This is a genomic window from Streptomyces sp. DSM 120436, from assembly GCF_055778765.1.
On sequence record NZ_JBSKBS010000002.1, the window covers coordinates 1727106 to 1746114 of the forward strand.

The window sequence follows — 19009 nt, forward strand, 5'->3', positions numbered from 1 at the left end:
CACGGCGGCGAGGCGATCCGCACGGTTGCGTCCGGCTACGTCATGCTCTGTACCCATGATGCGCACCTGGACCGCGGCGGCCGCCGTGGCGCTTCGGACCACGCCCGCCCCGGTCACCCGCACCCTCATCGCGCTGTGCTGCCTGGTCTTCCTGATCGGGCCGGTCTCGGGGCTGCACCCGGCCCACGGCTCCGGGGAGGAACTGCTGGCCGCGCAGCGGGCCTACGTCCGCCGCTGGGGCGTCGTCCCCGCGGAGCTGTTCGACGGGTCCCCCGCGGCCGTCCTCACGCCCGCCACGGCGCTGTTCGTGCACGGGAGCTGGGTGCATCTGCTCGGCAACATGCTGTTCCTCCACGTGTTCGGGCCGATGACCGAGGCACGGATGGGCCGGGTGCGGTTCGCCCTGTGCTACGCCGGCTGCGGCTACCTCGCGCTGCTGGGGTACGCGGCCGCCCACGCCGGTTCCGAGCGGTCCCTGGTCGGGGCCTCGGGGGCGATCTCGGCGCTCCTCGGCGCGTTCCTCGTCCTGTTCCCCCGGGGGCGGGTCACCAGTCTCCTGCCGTTCGCCTTCTTCCTGCCGGTGCGGCTGCCCGCGTGGGTGGTACTGCCGTTCTGGGCGGCGCTGCAGTGGGCGGCCGCCGGGCGGACGGCGGAGGGCGCGCCGGGGGTGGCGTATCTGGCGCACCTGGTGGGCTTCGCGCTGGGGATCGGCTGCGCATGGGTGTGGCGCGGCGGGGCGACTACAGTGAAGTCCGCCCCTGCTCCGGCCCCCGAGGGAGAGAACCAGCCGTGATCACCGCGATCGTCCTCATCAAGACCAGCGTGGACCGGATCCCCGAGATCGCGGAACAGATCGCCGCGCTGGACAGCGTCAGCGAGGTCTTCTCCGTCACCGGCACCTACGACCTGATCGCCATGGTGCGGGTCCGGGAGCACGAGGACCTGGCGGAGGTCATCCCCGGCCGGATCAGCAAGATCCCGGGCGTCGAGGGCACCGACACGCATGTGGCGTTCCGCACGTACTCCCAGCACGACCTGGAGGCGGCCTTCGCCATCGGGCTCGACAGCTGACGTCCTTTCCGGGCCCCGGCCCCGGGCCCCTCTCCTCAGGCGCCGGAAGGGCTGGTGCTCGCGCAAGATGAAAGGTTCCTCATCGGAGCCTCATCCTGGGCCGCAGGTGTCCGGCCCAGGATGAGGGCATGGCCTTCACTCGCCGGATGGCGGCCCTCGCCGCCGTCGTACTGATTCCCCTGGGCGTCGCCGCGACCAGCTTCGCGCTCTCCGACAGCCCCGAACCGCCGAAGGTGCCCCCGCGGGTCGAGCTGGACAGCGGGTCGCCCGCGCCGACGCCGTCGGACGCCCGGCCCGCCCCCACGCCCAGCGACGAGGTCGTGTCCCGGCCTCCGGTGACCGACGGACCGACGGACGACGACGATGACGACGACCAGGACCGAGGCCCCTCGGACGACGGACCCGACCGGGACGACGGACCCGACCGGGACGACGGACCCGGCGGGGACGACGGACCCGGCGGGGACGACGGCTGACCGGGGCCGCCGGCGGCTCTCCGCCCGGGTCCGCATCCTGCTGTGGCTGCTGTTCGTGATGACGGTGGCCCTCACCTCGGTCGCCGCCACCACCCGTTCCTTCCTGCTGCGGGACGTCGACCATCGCAGCAACGGGCTGCTCGCCCAGGAGACCGGCGAGTTCGCGGCGTTCGAGGAGCGGGGCCTGGACCCGGAGACGGGCCGGCCGTTCACCGAACCGGACCGGCTGCTCAGGGTGTTCCTGGAACGGCAGTACGCCGACCCCGACGAGGAGCTGATCGGCCTGGTGGCCCGGCCCGGCGGCGACCCGGCGCAGATCATCCAGCCGCGCGACCTGCCCGTCGCGCTGCCGCTGCACCGGGACGCCGACGCCCGGCGCCGCATCTTCGACTCCCCCGACCCGTCCGGGGTGCTGCACCGGCCCGAGGGCGAGATCCGCTGGGCGAAGGTGCCCGTGGCCCGGCACGGCGGCCACTCCGAGGTGACGTTCGTCGTCGCCTACCACCCCGAGCGGGAACTGGCCCGCGTGGACCAGGTGTTCCGGGTGCTGCTCGCCATCTCGGGAGTGGCGCTGCTGCTCACCATCGGCATCGGCTGGGCGGTCGCCGGGCGCATCCTGCAGCCCGTACGGCTGGTGCGCACCGCCGCCGCACAGCTCACCGAGCAGGACCTCACCCGCCGCATCCCGGTGCGCGGCCACGACGACATCGCCGCCCTCGCCGAGACCTTCAACGCCATGCTGGACCGGCTGGAGCGGGCCTTCGCCGTCCAGCGCCAGTTCGTCGACGACGCCGGGCACGAGCTGCGCACCCCGATCACCATCGTGCGCGGCCATCTGGAGCTGATGGGCGACGACCCGGCGGAACGCGAGGAGACCGTCCGCCTGGTCACGGACGAACTGGACCGGATGAGCCGCATCGTGGAGGACCTGCTGCTGCTCGCCAAGGCCGAACGGCCCGACTTCGTCAGCCCCGAGCCGGTGCAGCTCGCCGAACTCACCGCCGACGTCTTCGTGAAGGCCCGCACCCTCGGCGACCGCGACTGGCAGCTCACCGACACCGCCGACCGGGAGGCCGAGCTGGACCCGCAGCGCATCACGCAGGCGATGGTGCAGCTCGCACAGAACGCGGTGCAGCACACCACGCCCGGGCAGACCATCCGCATCGGCTCCCGCGCGGAGGGCTCCCGCGTCGAGCTGTACGTCGCCGACTCCGGCCCCGGCGTGCGCCCGCAGGACCGGGAGCTGATCTTCGAACGCTTCCGGCGCGGCACGTCCCGGCGCGGGGCGCGCGGCTCCGGCGCCGGTCTCGGCCTGTCCATCGTCAAGGCCATCGCCGAGGGCCACGGCGGGCGGGTCCGGCTGCACGACACCGAAGGCGGCGGCGCCACCTTCGTACTCACCCTGGAAGAGGCCCGCGGATGAACCGGATCCTGATCGTCGAGGACGAGGAGCGCATCGCCTCCTTCATCGAGAAGGGGCTGCGCGCCAACGGCTTCACCACCACTGTCGTCGGCGACGGCGAGGCCGGCCACGCGTACGCCCTGACCGGCGGCTTCGACCTGGTGGTCCTGGACATCGGGCTGCCGGGCCGGGACGGCTTCACGGTGCTGCGCGAACTGCGCGAGGCCCGGGTGACGACCCCGGTGATCGTGCTGACCGCCCGGGACTCGGTACGGGACACCGTGGCGGGTCTGGAGGGCGGCGCGGACGACTGGATGACCAAGCCGTTCCGCTTCGAGGAGCTGCTCGCCCGGGTCCGGCTGCGGCTGCGCACCGCGGCCCGGGCGCCGGAGGTGACCGTGCTGCGGTCCGGCGCGCTCAGCCTCGACCTGCGCACCCGGCGGGCCCGCGCGCACGACCGGACCGTCGACCTGACGGCCCGTGAGTTCGTGCTGCTGGAGCTGTTCCTGAGGCATCCCGGCCAGGTGCTGTCCCGCGAGCAGATCCTCTCCCACGTGTGGGGCTACGACTTCGACCCGGGCTCCAACATCGTGGACGTCTACGTGCGGGCGCTGCGCAAGAAGCTGGGCGCGGACCAGCTCGAGACGGTCCGCGGGATGGGCTACCGTCTGCCGGCCTGACGCACCGGCGTCCCGGTGAAGGTTCCTTCATCGAGGACTCATCGGCGGCTCACCGCCCGAGGGGACCGTCGATGACGTGACCTTGAGCATCCGTTCCACCGTGGCGCTGTGCGCGGCCCTGTCCCTCTGCGCGGCGCTCGCCGTTCCCGGTGTCTTCCCCGGTCTCGGCGGGGACGCCCGGCTCACCCTCGCCGTCTTCGCGCTGGCCACCTGCGCGTGGATCGGCACTCCCGTCGACGACACCTACATCGCGCTCGGCGCGGGGCTCGCGCTCACCGTGACCGGGGTGATCGACAGCGACACCCTGTTCGGCACCCTGGGCGACTCGACCGTGTGGCTCCTGATCTGCGCGTTCGTGCTGGCCGCCGCGGTCACCCGGACCGGGCTCGCCGGGCGGGCGGCCGCCTTCCTGGTCGGCGGGGCGCGCACGGTACGGCAGTTGACGCATCTGACGACGGCGGCGCTGGTCGTCACCGCGTTCGCGGTACCGGCCACCTCGGGCCGGGCGGCGCTCGCGCTGCCGGTGTTCCTCGCGCTGGCCAAGGCGCTGGCCGGGCGCGGGCGGCTGGTGGTGATGCTGGCGCTGCTGTTCCCCACCGTGATCCTGCTGTCCGCGGTGGCGACCCTGATCGGCGCGGGCGCCCATCTGATCACCGTGTCCGTGCTGTGGGAGGCCACCGGGGAGCGGGTCGGCTTCACCGAATGGCTGCTGCTGGGGCTGCCGCTGGCCGTGGCGTCCTCCCATCTCGCCGCCGAGACCGTGCTGTTGACGACCACCCGGCGGGCCGACCGCGCCGGTCCGGTACACGTCACCGCCGAGGAGATCCAGCGGCACAGCGACCGCCCGGTCACCGGCCCCTGGACGCAGGCGGAGAAGCGGTGCGCCCTGCTGCTGGCCACGGTGGTCGCCCTGTGGTGCAGCGAACCCCTGCACCAGGTGTCCCCGGCGGTGGTCGCGCTGATCGGCGCGGTCGTCGTCGCCTCCCCGGCGCTGGGCACCGTGCGCCTGAAGGACGCGCTCAAGACGGTGCCGTGGTCGCTGCTGCTGTTCATGGCGGCGACCATGGCGATGGGCGTGGCGCTCGCCGAGTCGGGCGCGGCCCGCTGGCTGGTCGGCGGACTGCCCGCGGGCATCGGCCCGTTGACGTTCCTGACGATCGTCGTCGCCGTCAGCACGGCCGCCCACCTGGTCCTGCAGTCACGGTCCGCGCGCTCCTCCGTGCTGGTGCCGCTGGTGGTCGCGGCGGCCGCGACGGCCGGGGTGAACCCGGTGGCGGCGGCGCTCGCGTCCACCGCCGCGGCCGGCTTCTGCCACACCCTGCCCGTCTCCGCCAAGCCGGTGACGCTCTTCGCGGACGTTCCCGGCACCCCCACCTACACCCCGCGCGACCTGTTGCGGCTGTCCGCCGTGCTGGCCCCGCTCACCGCCGCCCTCGTCCTGCTGTTCGCCGTCACCGTGTGGCCCGCGCTGGGCGTGCCGGTGACCCGCTGAGGAGTGATCGCCCATGCTGAACCGAGTCGTCGTGGCCCCCAGCGGCTTCAAGGAGTCGCTGTCCGCCCCCGCCGCCGCCGACGCCATCGCGGCGGGCGTCCGCCGGGTGCTGCCGGACGCCGAGATCGACCGCATCCCGCTGGTGGACGGCGGGGAGGGAACCGCCGCCGCGCTGGCCCGCGCGACCGGCGGCCGGCTGGTCGCCCTGGCCGCCACCGGCCCCGTCGGCGAACCGGTCGGCACGCACTTCGCGCTGCTCGGCGGGCAGGACACCGCGGTGGTGGAGATGGCGGCCGTCGCCGGGCTGTCCCTGGCCCCCCGCACCCGCCGCGACCCGGGTGTCACCACCACCTACGGCGTCGGGGAGCTGATCCGTGCCGCTCTCGACCAGGGGGTGCGGCGGATCCTGGTGGGCTGCGGCGACTCGGGCACCTCCGACGGGGGTGCGGGCGCGCTCCAGGCGCTCGGCGCGCGGCTGCTGGACGCGGACGGGGTGGAACTGCCTCCGGGGGGCCGTGAGTTGTCGCGTCTCGCCCGGATCGACGCGACCGGGCTCGATCCGCGCCTCGACGGTGTGGAACTGGTCGTCGCCTGCAACCCGTACAACGTGCTGTGCGGGGAGCGGGGTGTGGCGCGGGTGTTCGGGCCGCAGAAGGGGGCGACCCCGGGACAGGTGGAGGAGCTGTCGGCGGGGCTGGAGAACTGGGCGCGGGTACTGACCCGGGACCTCGCCGTCACCGGCGTCGACCTGCGGCTCGGCCGCGGCACGGGCGCCTCCGGCGGGCTGGGGGCGGGGCTGGCCTCGCTGGGCGCGGCGCTGGTGCCCCGGTTTCCCGTCCTGCTGGACCATCTCGGTCTGGACGAACGCCTCGCGCGGGCCGACCTGGTGGTCACCGCGGAAGGGGCGCTGGACCGCCAGACGCCTCGCGGCAAGGTGCCCGGGGAGGTGGCCCGGCGGGCCAAGCTGGCGGGGCGGCCGGTGCTGGCGCTCGCGGGGACGTTGGGGGACGGGGCGGGGGAGGTGCCGGGGGTGGATGCGTGTCATGGCATCCTGCCGGGGCCCATGGAGCTGGCGGAGGCGCTGGTCCGGGGCGCGGAACTGCTGACGGACGCGACGGAGCGGGCGCTGCGGATGATCGTGCTGGGAGCCCGGCTCCCGTCCCCTCAGGGGTGATTCGCCCCCGCCGGCGTGTCCGGCACGCACCGCCCGTCCACCGTGCGGTACCTCCACCGCGCCCCGTCCCGCACGAGCTCCCGCACCGCCCGGACGAACCGCTCGACATGCTCCTCCGGTGTGCCGGCGCCGAAGCTCACGCGGACCGCGTTCAACGCCCGTTCCCCCGGCCCCGCCTCCGGCGTCCCGCACTCCCCCGCACCGCCCGTGTCGCCGCCCAGCAGCCGCCGTACCAGCGGGTGCGCGCAGAACAGGCCGTCCCGTACGCCGATGCCGTACTCGGCGGACAGCGCCGCGGCGAAGTGGGAGCTGTTCCAGCCGTCGACCACGAAGGACAGGACCCCCACCCGGGGCGCGTCGTCGCCGAACAAGGACAGGAACCGCACCTCCGGCACGTCCGCCAGCCCCTCCCGCACCACGCGGACCAGCGCCTCCTCCCGTTCCGCCAGCGCGTCGAACCCCGCTTCCGTGAGCGCCCGGCAGGCCGAGGCGATCGCGTGGGCGCCGATGACGTTGGGCGAGCCGGCCTCGTGGCGGGCGGCGGTCTCGTGCCATTCCACGTGCACCGCCCCTCCCGCACCCCGCGCGACCTTGCGGCTGGCGCCGCCGCCGGCGAGGTAGGGCTCGGCCTCGCGGAGCCAGTCGGCGCGGCCGGCCAGCACCCCGGCGCCGAAGGGCGCGTACAGCTTGTGTCCGGAGAAGGCGACCCAGTCGACGTCCAGGTCCCGCACGCTCACCGCGCGGTGCGGGACGAGCTGGGCGGCGTCCAGCACGATCCGGGCGCCGTGCGCGTGCGCGGCGGCGGCCAGTTCGCGGACCGGCCACAGCTCGCCGGTGACGTTGGAGGCGCCGGTCACGCAGACCAGGGCCGGGCCGTGGGGGTCGCGGCCGGCGAGGGCGCGCTCCAGGGTCTCGACGGCCCGCTCCGGGCTGTGGGGCGCGTCGAGGCAGGTCACCCGGCCCGCACGCCGCCACGGCAGCAGCGCCGCGTGGTGTTCGGTCTCGAAGACGAAGACCTCGCAGCCGTCGGGCAGGGCGGCGGCGAGCAGGTTGAGGGAGTCGGTGGTGGAGCGGGTGAACACCACCTGGTCCCCCTCCCGTCGCCCACCACCGCCCTTGCCGGACCGGGCTTCGCCCGGGCTGTCCCCGCCCTCCCGTCGCCCACCACCGCCCTTCTCGGACCGGGCTTCGCCCGGGCTGTCCTCGATGCGGCAGTCGAGGAACTCGGCGACGGTCCGGCGGGCGTTCTCGAACAGGTCGGTGGAGAGCTGGGAGAGGTGTCCGGCGCCGCGGTGGACGCTGCCGTAGTAGGGGGCGTAGGCGGCCACGTCGTCCCAGACGCGCTGGAGGGCGGGGGCGCTGGCCGCGTAGTCGAGCGCGGCGTAGGGGACCTCACCGCCGGTGACCAGGGGAACGGCGACGTCCCGGCCCAGGACGGGCAGCGGGGCGCGGACGGACGGGCCGGCGACGACGGGGGAAGCGGGCATGACGGAACTCCCGGAGAGCAGGGCGGATCCCCGCGCGAGCGGACGGCGCGCCGGCGCGCAGGAGAAGAGAGGAAAGGGTGTGCGGAGGCGGGGCTCTACGCCCTAGCGCATTCGCTTGCTCACGGAAGACTCCTCGACGACCAGGACCCCTGGTGTGCGAGGGGTCCGCGCTTGCCGTGAGCCCTGCTGCTCACAGCCCGGTCTTCACCCGGGGCACCCCGCCACGGACGGAGGGTTGCCGGACAGCCGGCCGGGGCCTGATGGCTGTCACTCATGACCTGAGAGGGAACGTACGTGAGGTGACGGCCGTCCCGCAACCCGCATCCGGATCGCGGGACGGCCGTCCCGGGGCCTGCGCGTCGGTCCGCGCGGCGGCCTACGCGTGGGTGACGGCGACCCAGCGCTCGAGGACCCGCTTGGCGGCGCCGGAGTCGATCGACTCGGCCGCCTTCGCCATCCCGGCGCGGATCTGCTCGGTGAGCGTGCCGCTGCCGGGCTCCAGGGCCACCAGCGCCGCCGCGGAGTTCAGCAGCACCGCGTCGCGGACCGGACCGCGCTCGCCGTCCAGCAGCCGGCGGGCGACCTCGGCGTTGTAGGAGGCGTCGGCGCCGCGCAGCGCCTCCACCGGAACCAGCTCGATGCCGACGTCCCGCGGGTCGAAGGCCTCCTCGGCGACCTCGCCGTCGCGCACCACCCACACCCGGGAGGTGCCGGTGGTGGTCAGCTCGTCCAGGCCGTCGTCGCCGCGGAACACCAGGGAGGAGTGGCCGCGCCCGGCGAACACCCCGGCCATGATGGGCGCCATGCGCGGGTCGGCGACGCCGACCGCCTGGGCCTTGACCTGCGCCGGGTTGGCGAGCGGGCCGAGGAAGTTGAACACCGTGCGGATGCCGAGCTGGCCGCGGGCGGCGGCCACGTGGCGCAGCGCCGGGTGGAACTTCACCGCGAAGCAGAAGGTGATGCCGGCCTCCTCGGCGACCTCGGCGACCCGGCGCGGGGTCAGGTCGAGGTTGACGCCCAGCTTCTCCAGGACGTCGGAGGCGCCGGAGGCGGAGGACGCGGCGCGGTTGCCGTGCTTGACGACCTTGGCCCCGGTGCCGGCCACGACGATCGAGGACATGGTGGAGATGTTCACCGTCCTGGCGCCGTCGCCGCCGGTGCCGACGATGTCGACGGTGGCGCCCGGCACCTCGATGACGTGGGCGTGGTCGTAGAGCGCCCGGACGCAGCCGGTGATCTCCTCGACGGTCTCGCCCTTGGCCCGCAGCGACACCGCGAAGCCGGCGATCTGCGCGTCGGTCGCCTCGCCGCGCATGATCAGGTCCATCGCCCAGGCGGTGTCGTCGGCGGACAGGTCGCGGCCGTCCAGCAGTCCGTTCAGCAGGGCGGGCCAGGAGCGGCCCGCCGCGTTGTCGCCTCCAGCGGGGGTCACAGCGCTCATGGTCGCTCCTGACGGTCGTAGCGGGTGCCTGGGGACCGGACGGGTCCCGGACCCACCCTATCCAGCCCCGGGCACGGCGAAGGGCCCCCGTCCGCAGAACGGACGGGGGCCCTTCGCTGTCGTGTGGCGACGGGTGGAGCTCCGAGGATCAGTGGTGGCCGTGGCCGCTCGTGATCTCCTTGTACTCCTCGACGGTCGGCTTCGGAACCTGCGACTCCTCGCCGTAGAAGCCCTCGCTGAGCTTCGCGCGCAGCTTCTCGGTGGCCTTCACCTTGCGGCGGACGCCGTTCTCGTCGGCCTCGGGGCCGATCTCGAGCGGCTTGGGCTGCTCGTGCGCGGTGAGGGTGTAGAGCTGCTCCTGGCTGAGCGGCTCGTGGACCTCGATGAACTCACCGTGCGGCAGGCGCTTGATGATGCCCGACTCGCGGCCGTGCAGCACCTTCTCCTTGTCCCGGCGCTGCAGGCCGAGGCAGATCCGCTTGGTGACGATGAACGCCACGACCGGGGCGACGAAGAACGCGATCCGGACGAACCAGGTGATGGCGTTGATCGACAGGTGGAAGTGCGTGGCCCAGATGTCGTTGCCGCCGCCGATGAGGAGCACGAAGTACAGCGTCATCCAGGCGACACCGAACGCGGTGCGGGTCGGGGCGTTGCGCGGGCGGTCCAGGATGTGGTGCTCGCGCTTGTCGCCGGTGACCCAGGACTCGATGAACGGGTACACCGCGATGGCGGCCAGGACCAGCGGGAAGACCATCAGCGGGATGAACACGCCCAGGACGAGCGTGTGACCCCAGAAGTTGATCTCCCAGCCCGGCATGATGCGGACCAGGCCCTCGGAGAAGCCCATGTACCAGTCCGGCTGGGCGCCGGTGGAGACCATGTCCGGCCGGTAGGGGCCGATGGTCCAGATCGGGTTGACCGTGGCGATCGCGGCGATGGCCGCGATCACACCGAAGACCAGGAAGAAGAAGCCTCCGGCCTTGGCCATGTACACCGGCAGCAGCGGCATGCCGACGACGTTCTTGTTGGTCTTTCCGGGACCCGCGAACTGCGTGTGCTTGTGGTAGAAGACCAGGATCAGGTGCGCCACCACGAGACCGAGCATGATGCCCGGCAGCAACAGGACGTGGACCGAGAAGAACCGGGCGACGAAGTCGTCGCCGGGGAACTCGCCGCCGAAGAGGAAGAACGAGAGGTACGTGCCGACGACCGGCACGGACAGGACCGCGCCCTGCATGAAGCGCATACCGGTGCCCGAGAGCAGGTCGTCCGGGAGCGAGTAGCCGGTGAACCCGGTGAACATGCCGAGGACGAGCAGCAGGAAGCCGAACAGCCAGTTGATCTCACGCGGCTTGCGGAACGCGCCGGTGAAGAACACGCGCATCATGTGCACGAACATGCCGGCCACGAAGATCAGCGCGGCCCAGTGGTGGATCTGCCGGATGAGCAGACCGCCACGGACGTCGAAGCTGATGTCCAGCGTCGACTTGTAGGCCTCACTCATCAGCTGGCCCTGCATCGGGATGTAGCTGCCGTGGTACTCCACCTCGTTCATCGACGGGTGGAAGAACAGCGTCAGGTACACACCCGTGAGGATGATGATGATGAAGCTGTACAGGCAGATCTCACCCAGCATGAACGACCAGTGGTCGGGGAAGATCTTGCGCATGTTGGCCTTGGCCAGGGAGTAGATCCCCAGCCGGCCGTCGGCCCAGTCGGCGACCCGCTCACCGGCCGGTGCCTTCCCGCGCGAGCGGGGATCGGTGCTGGTCGTAGTACTCATCCGCGCTCCCAGAAAGCAGGGCCGACGGGCTCTTCGAAGTCGCCGAGCGCTTCGAGGTAACCCTCGTCGTTCACGCCGATGCGCAGCTGCGGCAGCGGGTGACCGGCAGGACCGAAGATCACCTTGGCGCCGTCGGAAAGGTCGAAGGTGGACTGGTGGCAGGGGCACAGGGCGTGGTGCGTCTGCTGCTCGTACAGGGAGACCGGGCAACCGACGTGGGTGCAGATCTTCGAGTACGCGAGGATGCCCTCGTGCGACCACTCGAGCGTGCGCTTGTCCTTGATGTCCTCCGGCTCGATCCGGACCAGCATCAGGGCGGCCTTGGCGATCTCGTTCTGGAAACCGTGGTCGTGCTCGTCCAGGCCCTCGGGCTTGGCGAAGGTCAGCGACCCCACGATCAGGTCCGACGGGCGCAGCGGCTCGTTGGTGTTCGTGTTGACGAGCAGCTTGCCCTTGGACCACAGGGTGTGGCGCAGCTTCGTCCCGGGCAGCGGCCCGAGGTCGCGCAGCAGCACCACGCCGGAGAGCGGGAACAGGGCCAGCGCGCCGAACATGGTGTTGCGGATCAGCTTCCGGCGGCCGAGCGCCGACTCCTTGGCGCCCTGGCGGAAGTCGTCCATGACCTTCGCGCGGAGCTCGGGGGACGCCTCGATCGGGTGACGCTCGTCGGTCAGCTCCTGGTCCGACATCAGCGTGCGGGCCCAGTGGACCGCGCCGGCGCCGATGCAGAACAGGGCGATGCCGAGCGTCATGCCCAGCGCGAAGTTCATCGCGCTGATGTGGCCGAGCGTCCAGATGTAGATCGACTTGTCGATCGGGATGGCCACGTACGAGACGATGAAGCCGATGGTGGCCAGCATCGACACCGTGAACAGCAGGGCGACCGTGCGCTCGGACCGCTTGGCGGCCCGCTCGTCGATGTCCTGGATCCGCGGCTCGTGCGGCGGCAGGCCCGGGTCGGCGAACGGGTTCTGCTCGTCCGCGAGCTTCACCCCGCCGGGGGCGGCGTCCTGCACTGCGGGCAGGTTCTCTTCGGGAATGTCTTGGCTACTCATGACTTCTTGGCCTTTGCGGTCCGAGCGGCGACCCAGACGGCGACCGCGATCAGCGCCCCGAGTCCGAAGATCCACGCGAACAGACCTTCGGCGACGGGACCGAGACCGCCCAGTGCCAGCCCGCCGTGGCTCTCGGTGTCATCACTGTTGACCTCGTCCAGGTACGCGATGACGTCCTTCTTGTTCTGCTCCGACAGCACGCTGTCGGGGAAGGAGGGCATGTTCTGCGGGCCGGTCAGCATGGCCTCGTAGATGTGCTTGGGGTCGACGCCCTCCAGGCTGGGGGCGTACTTGCCGTGCGTGAGCGCACCGCCCTTGCCGGTGAAGTTGTGGCACTGCGCGCAGTTGTTGCGGAACAGCTCCCCGCCCTTGGCGGCGTCGGCGCCCTCGGGGCCGTACTGCTCCTCGGTCGGGATGGCCGGGCCGGCGCCCAGGGAGGCGATGTACGCCGCCAGCTGGTCGATCTCGGCCTGGGTGTAGATGTTCCTCTTGCGCGGGACCTGCGCGCTCTGCGAGGTCGCGGCCGGCATACGGCCGGTGGCCACCTGGAAGTCGACCGCCGCGGCGCCCACGCCCACCAGGCTCGGGCCGTCGGTGGTGCCCTGACCGCCGGTGCCGTGGCAGCTCGCGCAGCCGACGGTGTAAAGCTTCTTGCCCTCCTCGATGGTGAGGGACTGGGCGGTTTCGTCGGCCTGCGCCTTGTCCGCGGGTGCGAACACGGCGTACAGCCCCCCGGTGCATGCCAGCGCGAGGAGTAGGACGACGAGCGCCGCCAGCGGATGGCGTCGTCGTGCGGAGAGCTTTTTCACGGATTACCCCGGTGTCAGGATCTTCTGCGTCGATGCTTCTGTTGAGTGCGCTGTGTCCAGCGCGGATGAGGGCCCGCCTACTTGATCATGTAGATCGTGGCGAAGAGGCCGATCCAGACGACATCGACGAAGTGCCAGTAGTAGGACACGACGATGGCCGAGGTCGCCTGTTCGTGGGTGAACCTCCGGGCCGCGTAGGTCCGGCCCAGGACCAGCAGGAAGGCGATCAGGCCGCCCGTCACGTGCAGGCCGTGGAAACCGGTGGTCAGGTAGAAGGCCGAGCCGTACGGGTCGGAGGAGAGGGACAGGCCCCCGTGCTTGACCAGCTCGGTGTACTCGAGGACCTGGCCTCCGATGAACACCGATCCCATGATGAAGGTGACGATGAACCACATCCGGAGCTTCTTCACGTCACCGCGCTCGGCGGCGAAGACGCCGAGCTGGCAGGTGAGCGAGGAGAGCACCAGGATCGTGGTGTTCGTCGCCGAGAACGGGAAGTTCAGCAGGTCGGCCTTCTCCGACCAGAACTCGGGTCCGGTCACCGATCGCAGGGTGAAGTACATCGCGAAGAGGGCCGCGAAGAACATCAGCTCGGAACTCAGCCAGATGATGGTTCCGACGCTGGTGAGGTTCGGTCGGTTGACCGACGGGTGCGCGTGCCCGGTGTCTACTGTCGTTGCTGTCGCCACGCCGACATTATGTCGGTCGCTTATCCCGCCCTCACTCCCGGGGGTGCCGTTCGGTGTGTTCGCCCCTCCTGGACTGCCCGTATGGCCCATGGGAGCCCCCTTCGAAGCCGTGTCCGAACCAGTGTTGACAGGCGGTCCGAGGGGGTAGCATCCGCGCCATCGGTACCCGAAGTTCCCGACAGAGCCGTGCCCTCTCTCTTACGCGTGGAGGAACAATGCAGGCGACCGCCACGGTGCTGGTCTACAGCGACGACGCCAACACCCGGGAGCAGGTGCGGCTCGCCACCGGGCGGCGGCCGGCACCGGACGTGCCCCTCGTGGAGTTCATCGAGTGCGCGACGCCGGCGGCCGTGCTCAAGGAGCTGGACCGGGGCGGCATCGACGTGTGCGTGCTGGACGGCGAGGCCGTGCCGATGGGCGGCATGGGCGTGTGCCGGCAGATCAAGGACGAGATCTTCGACTGCCCGCCGGTGCTGCTGCTGATCGGACGGCCGCAGGACGCCTGGCTGGCGACCTGGAGCCGCGCGGAGGCCGCGGTGACGCACCCGGTGGAGCCGGTGGAGTTCGCCTCCGCCCTGGCCTCGCTGCTGCGCCGGAAGGCGCTGGCGGGCGCCTAGGGGCTCCCGCGGCGCCCCGGCCGCCGCCTGGTCCGCCGGCACGCCCGTGGGCGTGCGCGGCGGCCCGTGCGGCCTCACACGGCCGCCGGCCGCAGCCGCGCCGCCTCCCGGGCGGTGCCGGGGGGCTTCCCGCCGTCCCTGAGGGCGCTGCCCTCGCGCCACCGGTCCCAGTCCAGGTTCCAGTCGCCGAAGCCGTTGCCGAACGGTTCCATCGTGTCGCCGTCGGAGTTCACGACCTCGACGAGGTCGCCCTGGCGGACGGTGTCGAAGAACCACTCGGCGTCGGCGGTGCTCATGCCCACGCAGCCGTGGCTGACGTTGGCGTAGCCCTGCGAGCCGACCGACCACGGGGCGGCGTGCACGTACTCGCCGCTCCAGGTCACCCGGGTGGCGAAGTGCACGTCCAGGTCGTACGACTCCGCGGAGCCCTCGGCGATGCCGACGGTGGTGCTGCGCATGCGTACGAGGCGTTCCTTGGCGAGCACCACCTTGACGCCGTTGCGGGTCTCGAAGCCGGGCTTTCCGGTGGTGACGGGGATCTGCTTGATCTCCTCGCCGTTCTTGTAGACGGTCAGCCGGTGGGCGGCGGCGTCCGTGAGGGCTCTCACACGGTCACCGGTGCGGAGGGTGAGCGGCTCGGCCCCGCCGCCCCGCAGCCCGTCGCCGATCCAGACGTCCTCCAGGTTGCTGCGCACCTGGACGGTGGCGTGGGCCGGCCAGTAGTCCCTGGGCCGGAAGTGCAGCTTCTTGTCGTCGACCCAGTACCAGGCGCCGGTCACGGCGGGCGTGGAGTCGACCTCCAGGCCGCGTTCCACGACGGCCCGCTGCGCCGGCTCCCTGACCGGCTCGCTGAGCTCCGCGACGAGCGGCTGGCCGACTCCGTACGTGCCCGCCCCGGGGCCGAAGGTGACGCCCAGGCGTTTGGCGGTGCCGGGCCTGCCCGTGGTGAAGACGACGACCTTGCGGCCGGGCCTGCCGCGCTCGTCCTCGGTGCTCACGCGGATCGTGTACTGCGCGTCCTCGGCCAGCGGGGACGTGTTGTGCCAGCGGCTGCCGTCGGCGGCCAGTTCGCCCGCCAGGTGCCGTCCCGCGGCGTCCACCGCGACGACGTCCGTGATGCGTCCGTCGGAGCCCTCGGCGGTGATCTCCAGGGGCTGGTCGGGGTCGACGGGCCCGCCCTCGTCGAGGGAGCCGCTGAAGGAGATCTGGTCCGCCGCGTCGTACGGCTCGGCGGACAGCGGGCTGCTGTCGGAGGAACAGCCGGTGACGCCCGCGCCGAGGGCCGCCACCAGCAGCGCGCAGCCGGCGAGGCGGGTCCGCGCGCCGCGGAGGCCGGTGCGGGGGGACTCGGTGTCTCTCATGGCCTCACGCTAGGGAGCCGGGCCGGTCCCGGCTCACCGGGCGGCCCGAACGGGTGAGGCGGGTGCGGCGGGTGCGGCACGGGCGGGAGCCCGGACCCTCCTGACGGAGTGTCCGGGCTCCCGGGTGCCGTGCGGCGTGTTACTGGGTGCGGTTCTCACCGCGGTAGTACTCGAAGACCCAGCCCCACAGACCGAGCAGCAGGACCGGCGCGGAGAAGTACATCAGCCACCAGCCGATCGCCACGCCCATGAAGGCCAGGGCGGCGCCCAGGCCCAGGGCCAGCGGCTGCCAGCTGTGCGGGCTGAAGAACCCGACCTCGCCGGCGTCGTCGGCGACGTCCGCCTCCTTGTCGTCCTGGGCGCCCACGTCGACCCGCCGGGCCGTGAAGCCCAGGTAGAAGCCGACCATGATGCTCAGGCCGAAGGCCAGGAAGAGGGCGGTGGTGCCGACCGGCTCCTTCGACCAGACGCCGTAGACCACGGCGATGGCCAGGAAGAAGAGGCTCAGCCACATGAACATCTTGCCCTGGATCTTCACTTGCCGGCCTCCTTGCCGCCGGAGAGGGCCTTCTCGCCGTGACCGGCGTTCTCGAGCTCGTCGAGCGCGGCGATCTCCGGGTGGTGCAGGTCGAACGCCGGGGATTCGCTGCGGATCCGCGGCAGGGTGAGGAAGTTGTGCCGGGGCGGCGGGCAGGAGGTCGCCCACTCCAGCGAGCGGCCGTAGCCCCACGGGTCGTCGACGGTGACCGGCTTGCCGTACTTGGCGGTCTTCCACACGTTGTAGAAGAACGGCAGCATCGCCATGCCGAGCAGGAACGAGGCGATCGTCGAGACCGTGTTCAGGGCGGTGAAGCCGTCCGCGGCCAGGTAGTCCGAGTACCGGCGCGGCATGCCCTCGACACCCAGCCAGTGCTGGACCAGGAAGGTGCCGTGGAAGCCGACGAACAGCGTCCAGAAGGTGATCTTGCCGAGCCGCTCGTCGAGCATCTTGCCGGTGAACTTCGGCCACCAGAAGTGGAAGCCGGCGAACATCGCGAACACCACGGTGCCGAACACCACGTAGTGGAAGTGCGCCACCACGAAGTACGAGTCGGAGACGTGGAAGTCCAGCGGCGGCGAGGCCAGGATGACGCCGGTCAGACCGCCGAAGGTGAACGTGATGAGGAAGCCCAGCGTCCACAGCATCGGCGTTTCGAAGGACAGGCTGCCCTTCCACATGGTGCCGATCCAGTTGAAGAACTTCACACCGGTCGGGACCGCGATCAGGAAGGTCATGAAGGAGAAGAACGGCAGCAGCACACCGCCCGTGACGTACATGTGGTGCGCCCACACCGTCACCGACAGACCCGCGATCGCGATGGTCGCGCCGATGAGACCCATGTAACCGAACATCGGCTTGCGGGAGAACACCGGGATGATCTCGGAGACGATGCCGAAGAACGGCAGCGCGATGATGTACACCTCGGGGTGACCGAAGAACCAGAAGAGGTGCTGCCAGAGCAGCGCTCCGCCGTTCGTCGAGTCGAAGATGTGCGCCCCGAACTTGCGGTCCACCTCCAGGGCGAACAGCGCCGCGGCGAGCACCGGGAAGGCGAGCAGCACCAGCACACCGGTGAGCAGCACGTTCCAGGTGAAGATCGGCATGCGGAACATCGTCATGCCGGGGGCGCGCATGCAGATGATCGTGGTGATGAAGTTGACCGCGCCGAGGATGGTGCCGAAGCCGGAGAGGGCGAGGCCCATGATCCACAGGTCGGCGCCCAGGCCCGGCGAGCGGACCGCGTCCGACAGCGGGGAGTAGGCGAACCAGCCGAAGCTGGCGGCGCCGTCCGGGGTGAGGAAACCGCCCACCGCGATGAGCGAGCCGAACGAGTAGAGCCAGTAGGCGAACATGTTCAGCCGCGGGAACGCCACGTCGGGCGCGCCGATCTGCAGCGGCATGATCCAGTTCGCGAAGCCGGCGAACAGCGGCGTCGCGAACATCAGCAGCATGATCGTGCCGTGCATCGTGAACGCCTGGTTGAACTGCTCGTTCGACACGACCTGCAGGCCCGGGCGGGCCAGCTCGGCGCGCATCACCAGGGCCATCACGCCGCCGATGATGAAGAAGACGAACGACGTCACCAGGTACATGGTGCCGATCGTCTTGTGGTCCGTGGTCGTCAGCCACTTGACCACGACGCTGCCACGGTTCTGGCGCCTGACCGGCAGTTCGTCCTCGTAGTGGGACCCTGCTGCCGCGGCACCCTTGGGTTCGTTGAGGATGCTCACAGGATGTTCGACTCCCGGTTCTTCTCGGGGCCGGACTGCTCGATGCCCGCGGGCACGTAGCCCTGCTGCCCCTTCTTCGCGAGGTCCTTCAGGTGCTGCTCGTACCGCTCGGGGGAGACGACCTTCACGTTGAACAGCATCCGGGAGTGGTCGACGCCGCAGAGCTCGGCGCACTTGCCCAGGAAGGTGCCCTCACGGTTGGGGGTCACCTCGAAGGCGTTGGTGTGGCCCGGGATGACGTCCTGCTTCATCAGGAACGGCACCACCCAGAAGGAGTGGATGACGTCACGCGAGGTCAGCACGAAGCGGACCCGCTTGCCCTCGGGCAGCCACAGGGTGGGGCCCGGGTTGTTGGTCTGCGGGTTCCGGGTACCGGGGATGCCGCAGTCGTGCACACCGCCGGCGTCGGCCGGGAAGGCCTCCTTGTAGCGGTCCGGGATCGCGTCGAGTTCCTTGGACGTCTTGGCGTCGCCCGTGGAACCCTCGACGTCCTCCACGTAGTTGAAGCACCAGCTCCACTGGAAGCCGACCACGTTCACCGTGACGTCGGGCTTCTTCTCGAGCTTCAGCAGCTCGGATTCGTCGCGGGCGGTGAAGTAGAAGAACACCGAGACGATGATGAGGGGGACCACCGTGTACAACGCCTCGATGGGCATGTTGTACCGGGTCTGCGGAGGTACCTCGACCTTGGTGCGGCTGCGCCGGTGGAAGAAAGCACTCCACAGGATCAGGCCCCACACCAGCACGCCGACGGCGAGCGCGGCCGCCCAGGACCCCTGCCACAGGGAGAGGATCCGCGGAGCCTCTTCCGTCGTGGGGGTGGGCATGCCAAGGCGGGGGAAGTCCTCCCATGTGCAACCGGTGGCGGTCGCCAGGACCAGGCCCGCGGTCAGTGCCTGCAGCAGCTTCCGCCGCATCGGGCGCCGCGGCTTGGGGGTACCGCCCACGCCTTCCAGGCCGTGGGGGAGGTCGGAGCCGTTGGGACTCACGTAGCGCCTTCCCGAGAGTCTCGCCCGCGCTGTTCGGCTGCGGCCTGGCCTTCTCGCTGGTCGGTCGCCGCCCTGCGTCGGGCAGGGGTTTGGATGTTTATGCGGACCAAACCCTAGCCGACGCCTTTTGAGGTCTCGCGGGGAGGGGTGCCATACGCGCCGCGGGTTACACCGAGCGCCCCATCGCCCGGGTGTCCGGGGTGTCGCGC

At 71.3% G+C, this 19009-nt stretch carries 18 protein-coding genes and 1 riboswitch; of the genes, 8 read left to right on the top strand and 10 right to left on the bottom strand.

Going from position 1 to position 19009, the window contains the following annotated elements; translation table 11 throughout:
* Positions 1 to 55 precede the first annotated feature (55 nt).
* From ACWH4W_RS29960 to ACWH4W_RS29990, 7 genes are all read left to right on the top strand, one after another.
* Positions 56 to 793, top strand: coding sequence for a rhomboid family intramembrane serine protease (locus tag ACWH4W_RS29960; protein ID WP_473078934.1), 738 nt, complete (start codon positions 56 to 58; stop codon positions 791 to 793).
* Positions 790 to 1071, top strand: a complete 282-nt coding sequence (locus ACWH4W_RS29965) for an Lrp/AsnC family transcriptional regulator (RefSeq protein WP_006136621.1) — start codon at positions 790 to 792, stop codon at positions 1069 to 1071. The genes ACWH4W_RS29960 and ACWH4W_RS29965 overlap by 4 nt, the downstream gene beginning before the upstream one ends.
* Before the next feature lie 128 nt (positions 1072 to 1199).
* Positions 1200 to 1547, top strand: a complete 348-nt coding sequence (locus tag ACWH4W_RS29970) for a small secreted hydrophilic protein (protein ID WP_473078935.1) — start codon at positions 1200 to 1202, stop codon at positions 1545 to 1547.
* On the top strand, positions 1435 to 2970 hold the full coding sequence (locus ACWH4W_RS29975) for a sensor histidine kinase (RefSeq protein ID WP_473078936.1): 1536 nt from the start codon (positions 1435 to 1437) through the stop codon (positions 2968 to 2970). Before ACWH4W_RS29970 ends, ACWH4W_RS29975 begins: the two co-directional genes overlap by 113 nt.
* On the top strand, positions 2967 to 3629 hold the full coding sequence (locus ACWH4W_RS29980) for a response regulator transcription factor (RefSeq protein WP_473078937.1): 663 nt from the start codon (positions 2967 to 2969) through the stop codon (positions 3627 to 3629). Before ACWH4W_RS29975 ends, ACWH4W_RS29980 begins: the two co-directional genes overlap by 4 nt.
* 76 nt (positions 3630 to 3705) lie before the next feature.
* On the top strand, positions 3706 to 5121 hold the full coding sequence (locus ACWH4W_RS29985; protein WP_473078938.1) for an SLC13 family permease: 1416 nt from the start codon (positions 3706 to 3708) through the stop codon (positions 5119 to 5121).
* A 13-nt stretch (positions 5122 to 5134) separates the two neighbouring features.
* Positions 5135 to 6295, top strand: a complete 1161-nt coding sequence (locus ACWH4W_RS29990) for a glycerate kinase family protein (protein WP_473078939.1) — start codon at positions 5135 to 5137, stop codon at positions 6293 to 6295.
* Here the strand turns inward: ACWH4W_RS29990 and ACWH4W_RS29995 are convergent.
* The 6 genes from ACWH4W_RS29995 to ctaE form a co-directional block, all read right to left on the bottom strand.
* Complete coding sequence (locus ACWH4W_RS29995; protein WP_473078940.1) at positions 6286 to 7782, bottom strand: aminotransferase class V-fold PLP-dependent enzyme; 1497 nt, start codon at positions 7780 to 7782, stop codon at positions 6286 to 6288. The genes ACWH4W_RS29990 and ACWH4W_RS29995 overlap by 10 nt on opposite strands.
* A 162-nt stretch (positions 7783 to 7944) precedes the next feature.
* Positions 7945 to 8061, bottom strand: a riboswitch (SAM riboswitch).
* A 97-nt stretch (positions 8062 to 8158) separates the two neighbouring features.
* Entirely contained in the window at positions 8159 to 9223 is a 1065-nt protein-coding gene (gene trpD, locus ACWH4W_RS30000; protein ID WP_473078941.1) for an anthranilate phosphoribosyltransferase, read from the bottom strand.
* 148 nt (positions 9224 to 9371) lie between these two features.
* On the bottom strand, positions 9372 to 11009 hold the full coding sequence (qcrB, locus tag ACWH4W_RS30005; protein ID WP_473078942.1) for a cytochrome bc1 complex cytochrome b subunit: 1638 nt from the start codon (positions 11007 to 11009) through the stop codon (positions 9372 to 9374).
* Entirely contained in the window at positions 11006 to 12064 is a 1059-nt protein-coding gene (qcrA, locus tag ACWH4W_RS30010) for a cytochrome bc1 complex Rieske iron-sulfur subunit (protein ID WP_473078943.1), read from the bottom strand. Before qcrA ends, qcrB begins: the two co-directional genes overlap by 4 nt.
* The gene (gene qcrC / locus ACWH4W_RS30015) at positions 12061 to 12873 is read right to left on the bottom strand and encodes a cytochrome bc1 complex diheme cytochrome c subunit (RefSeq protein ID WP_473078944.1); all 813 of its coding nucleotides are present in this window, start codon (positions 12871 to 12873) and stop codon (positions 12061 to 12063) included. Before qcrC ends, qcrA begins: the two co-directional genes overlap by 4 nt.
* 77 nt (positions 12874 to 12950) lie before the next feature.
* Entirely contained in the window at positions 12951 to 13562 is a 612-nt protein-coding gene (ctaE, locus tag ACWH4W_RS30020) for an aa3-type cytochrome oxidase subunit III (protein ID WP_473078945.1), read from the bottom strand.
* Between the two features lie 215 nt (positions 13563 to 13777).
* Between ctaE and ACWH4W_RS30025 the strand changes: the two genes are divergently transcribed.
* Positions 13778 to 14179 (top strand): response regulator, encoded by a 402-nt coding sequence (locus tag ACWH4W_RS30025; protein ID WP_473078946.1) that lies wholly within the window; start codon positions 13778 to 13780, stop codon positions 14177 to 14179.
* 74 nt (positions 14180 to 14253) lie between these two features.
* On the opposite strand, the gene ACWH4W_RS30030 is transcribed toward ACWH4W_RS30025, so the two are convergent.
* The 4 genes from ACWH4W_RS30030 to ctaC all read right to left on the bottom strand — a co-directional run bounded on the left by ACWH4W_RS30030 (position 14254) and on the right by ctaC (position 18800).
* A complete protein-coding gene (locus tag ACWH4W_RS30030; RefSeq protein WP_473078947.1) occupies positions 14254 to 15540 on the bottom strand; it encodes a L,D-transpeptidase in 1287 nt (428 codons plus the stop codon).
* Positions 15541 to 15679: 139 nt separating this feature from the next.
* Positions 15680 to 16078 (bottom strand): cytochrome c oxidase subunit 4, encoded by a 399-nt coding sequence (locus ACWH4W_RS30035; RefSeq protein ID WP_473078948.1) that lies wholly within the window; start codon positions 16076 to 16078, stop codon positions 15680 to 15682.
* Positions 16075 to 17811, bottom strand: a complete 1737-nt coding sequence (gene ctaD, locus ACWH4W_RS30040) for an aa3-type cytochrome oxidase subunit I (protein ID WP_473078949.1) — start codon at positions 17809 to 17811, stop codon at positions 16075 to 16077. The genes ACWH4W_RS30035 and ctaD overlap by 4 nt, the downstream gene beginning before the upstream one ends.
* Positions 17808 to 18800, bottom strand: a complete 993-nt coding sequence (ctaC, locus tag ACWH4W_RS30045) for an aa3-type cytochrome oxidase subunit II (protein WP_473078950.1) — start codon at positions 18798 to 18800, stop codon at positions 17808 to 17810. The genes ctaD and ctaC overlap by 4 nt, the downstream gene beginning before the upstream one ends.
* Positions 18801 to 19009: the final 209 nt, after the last annotated feature.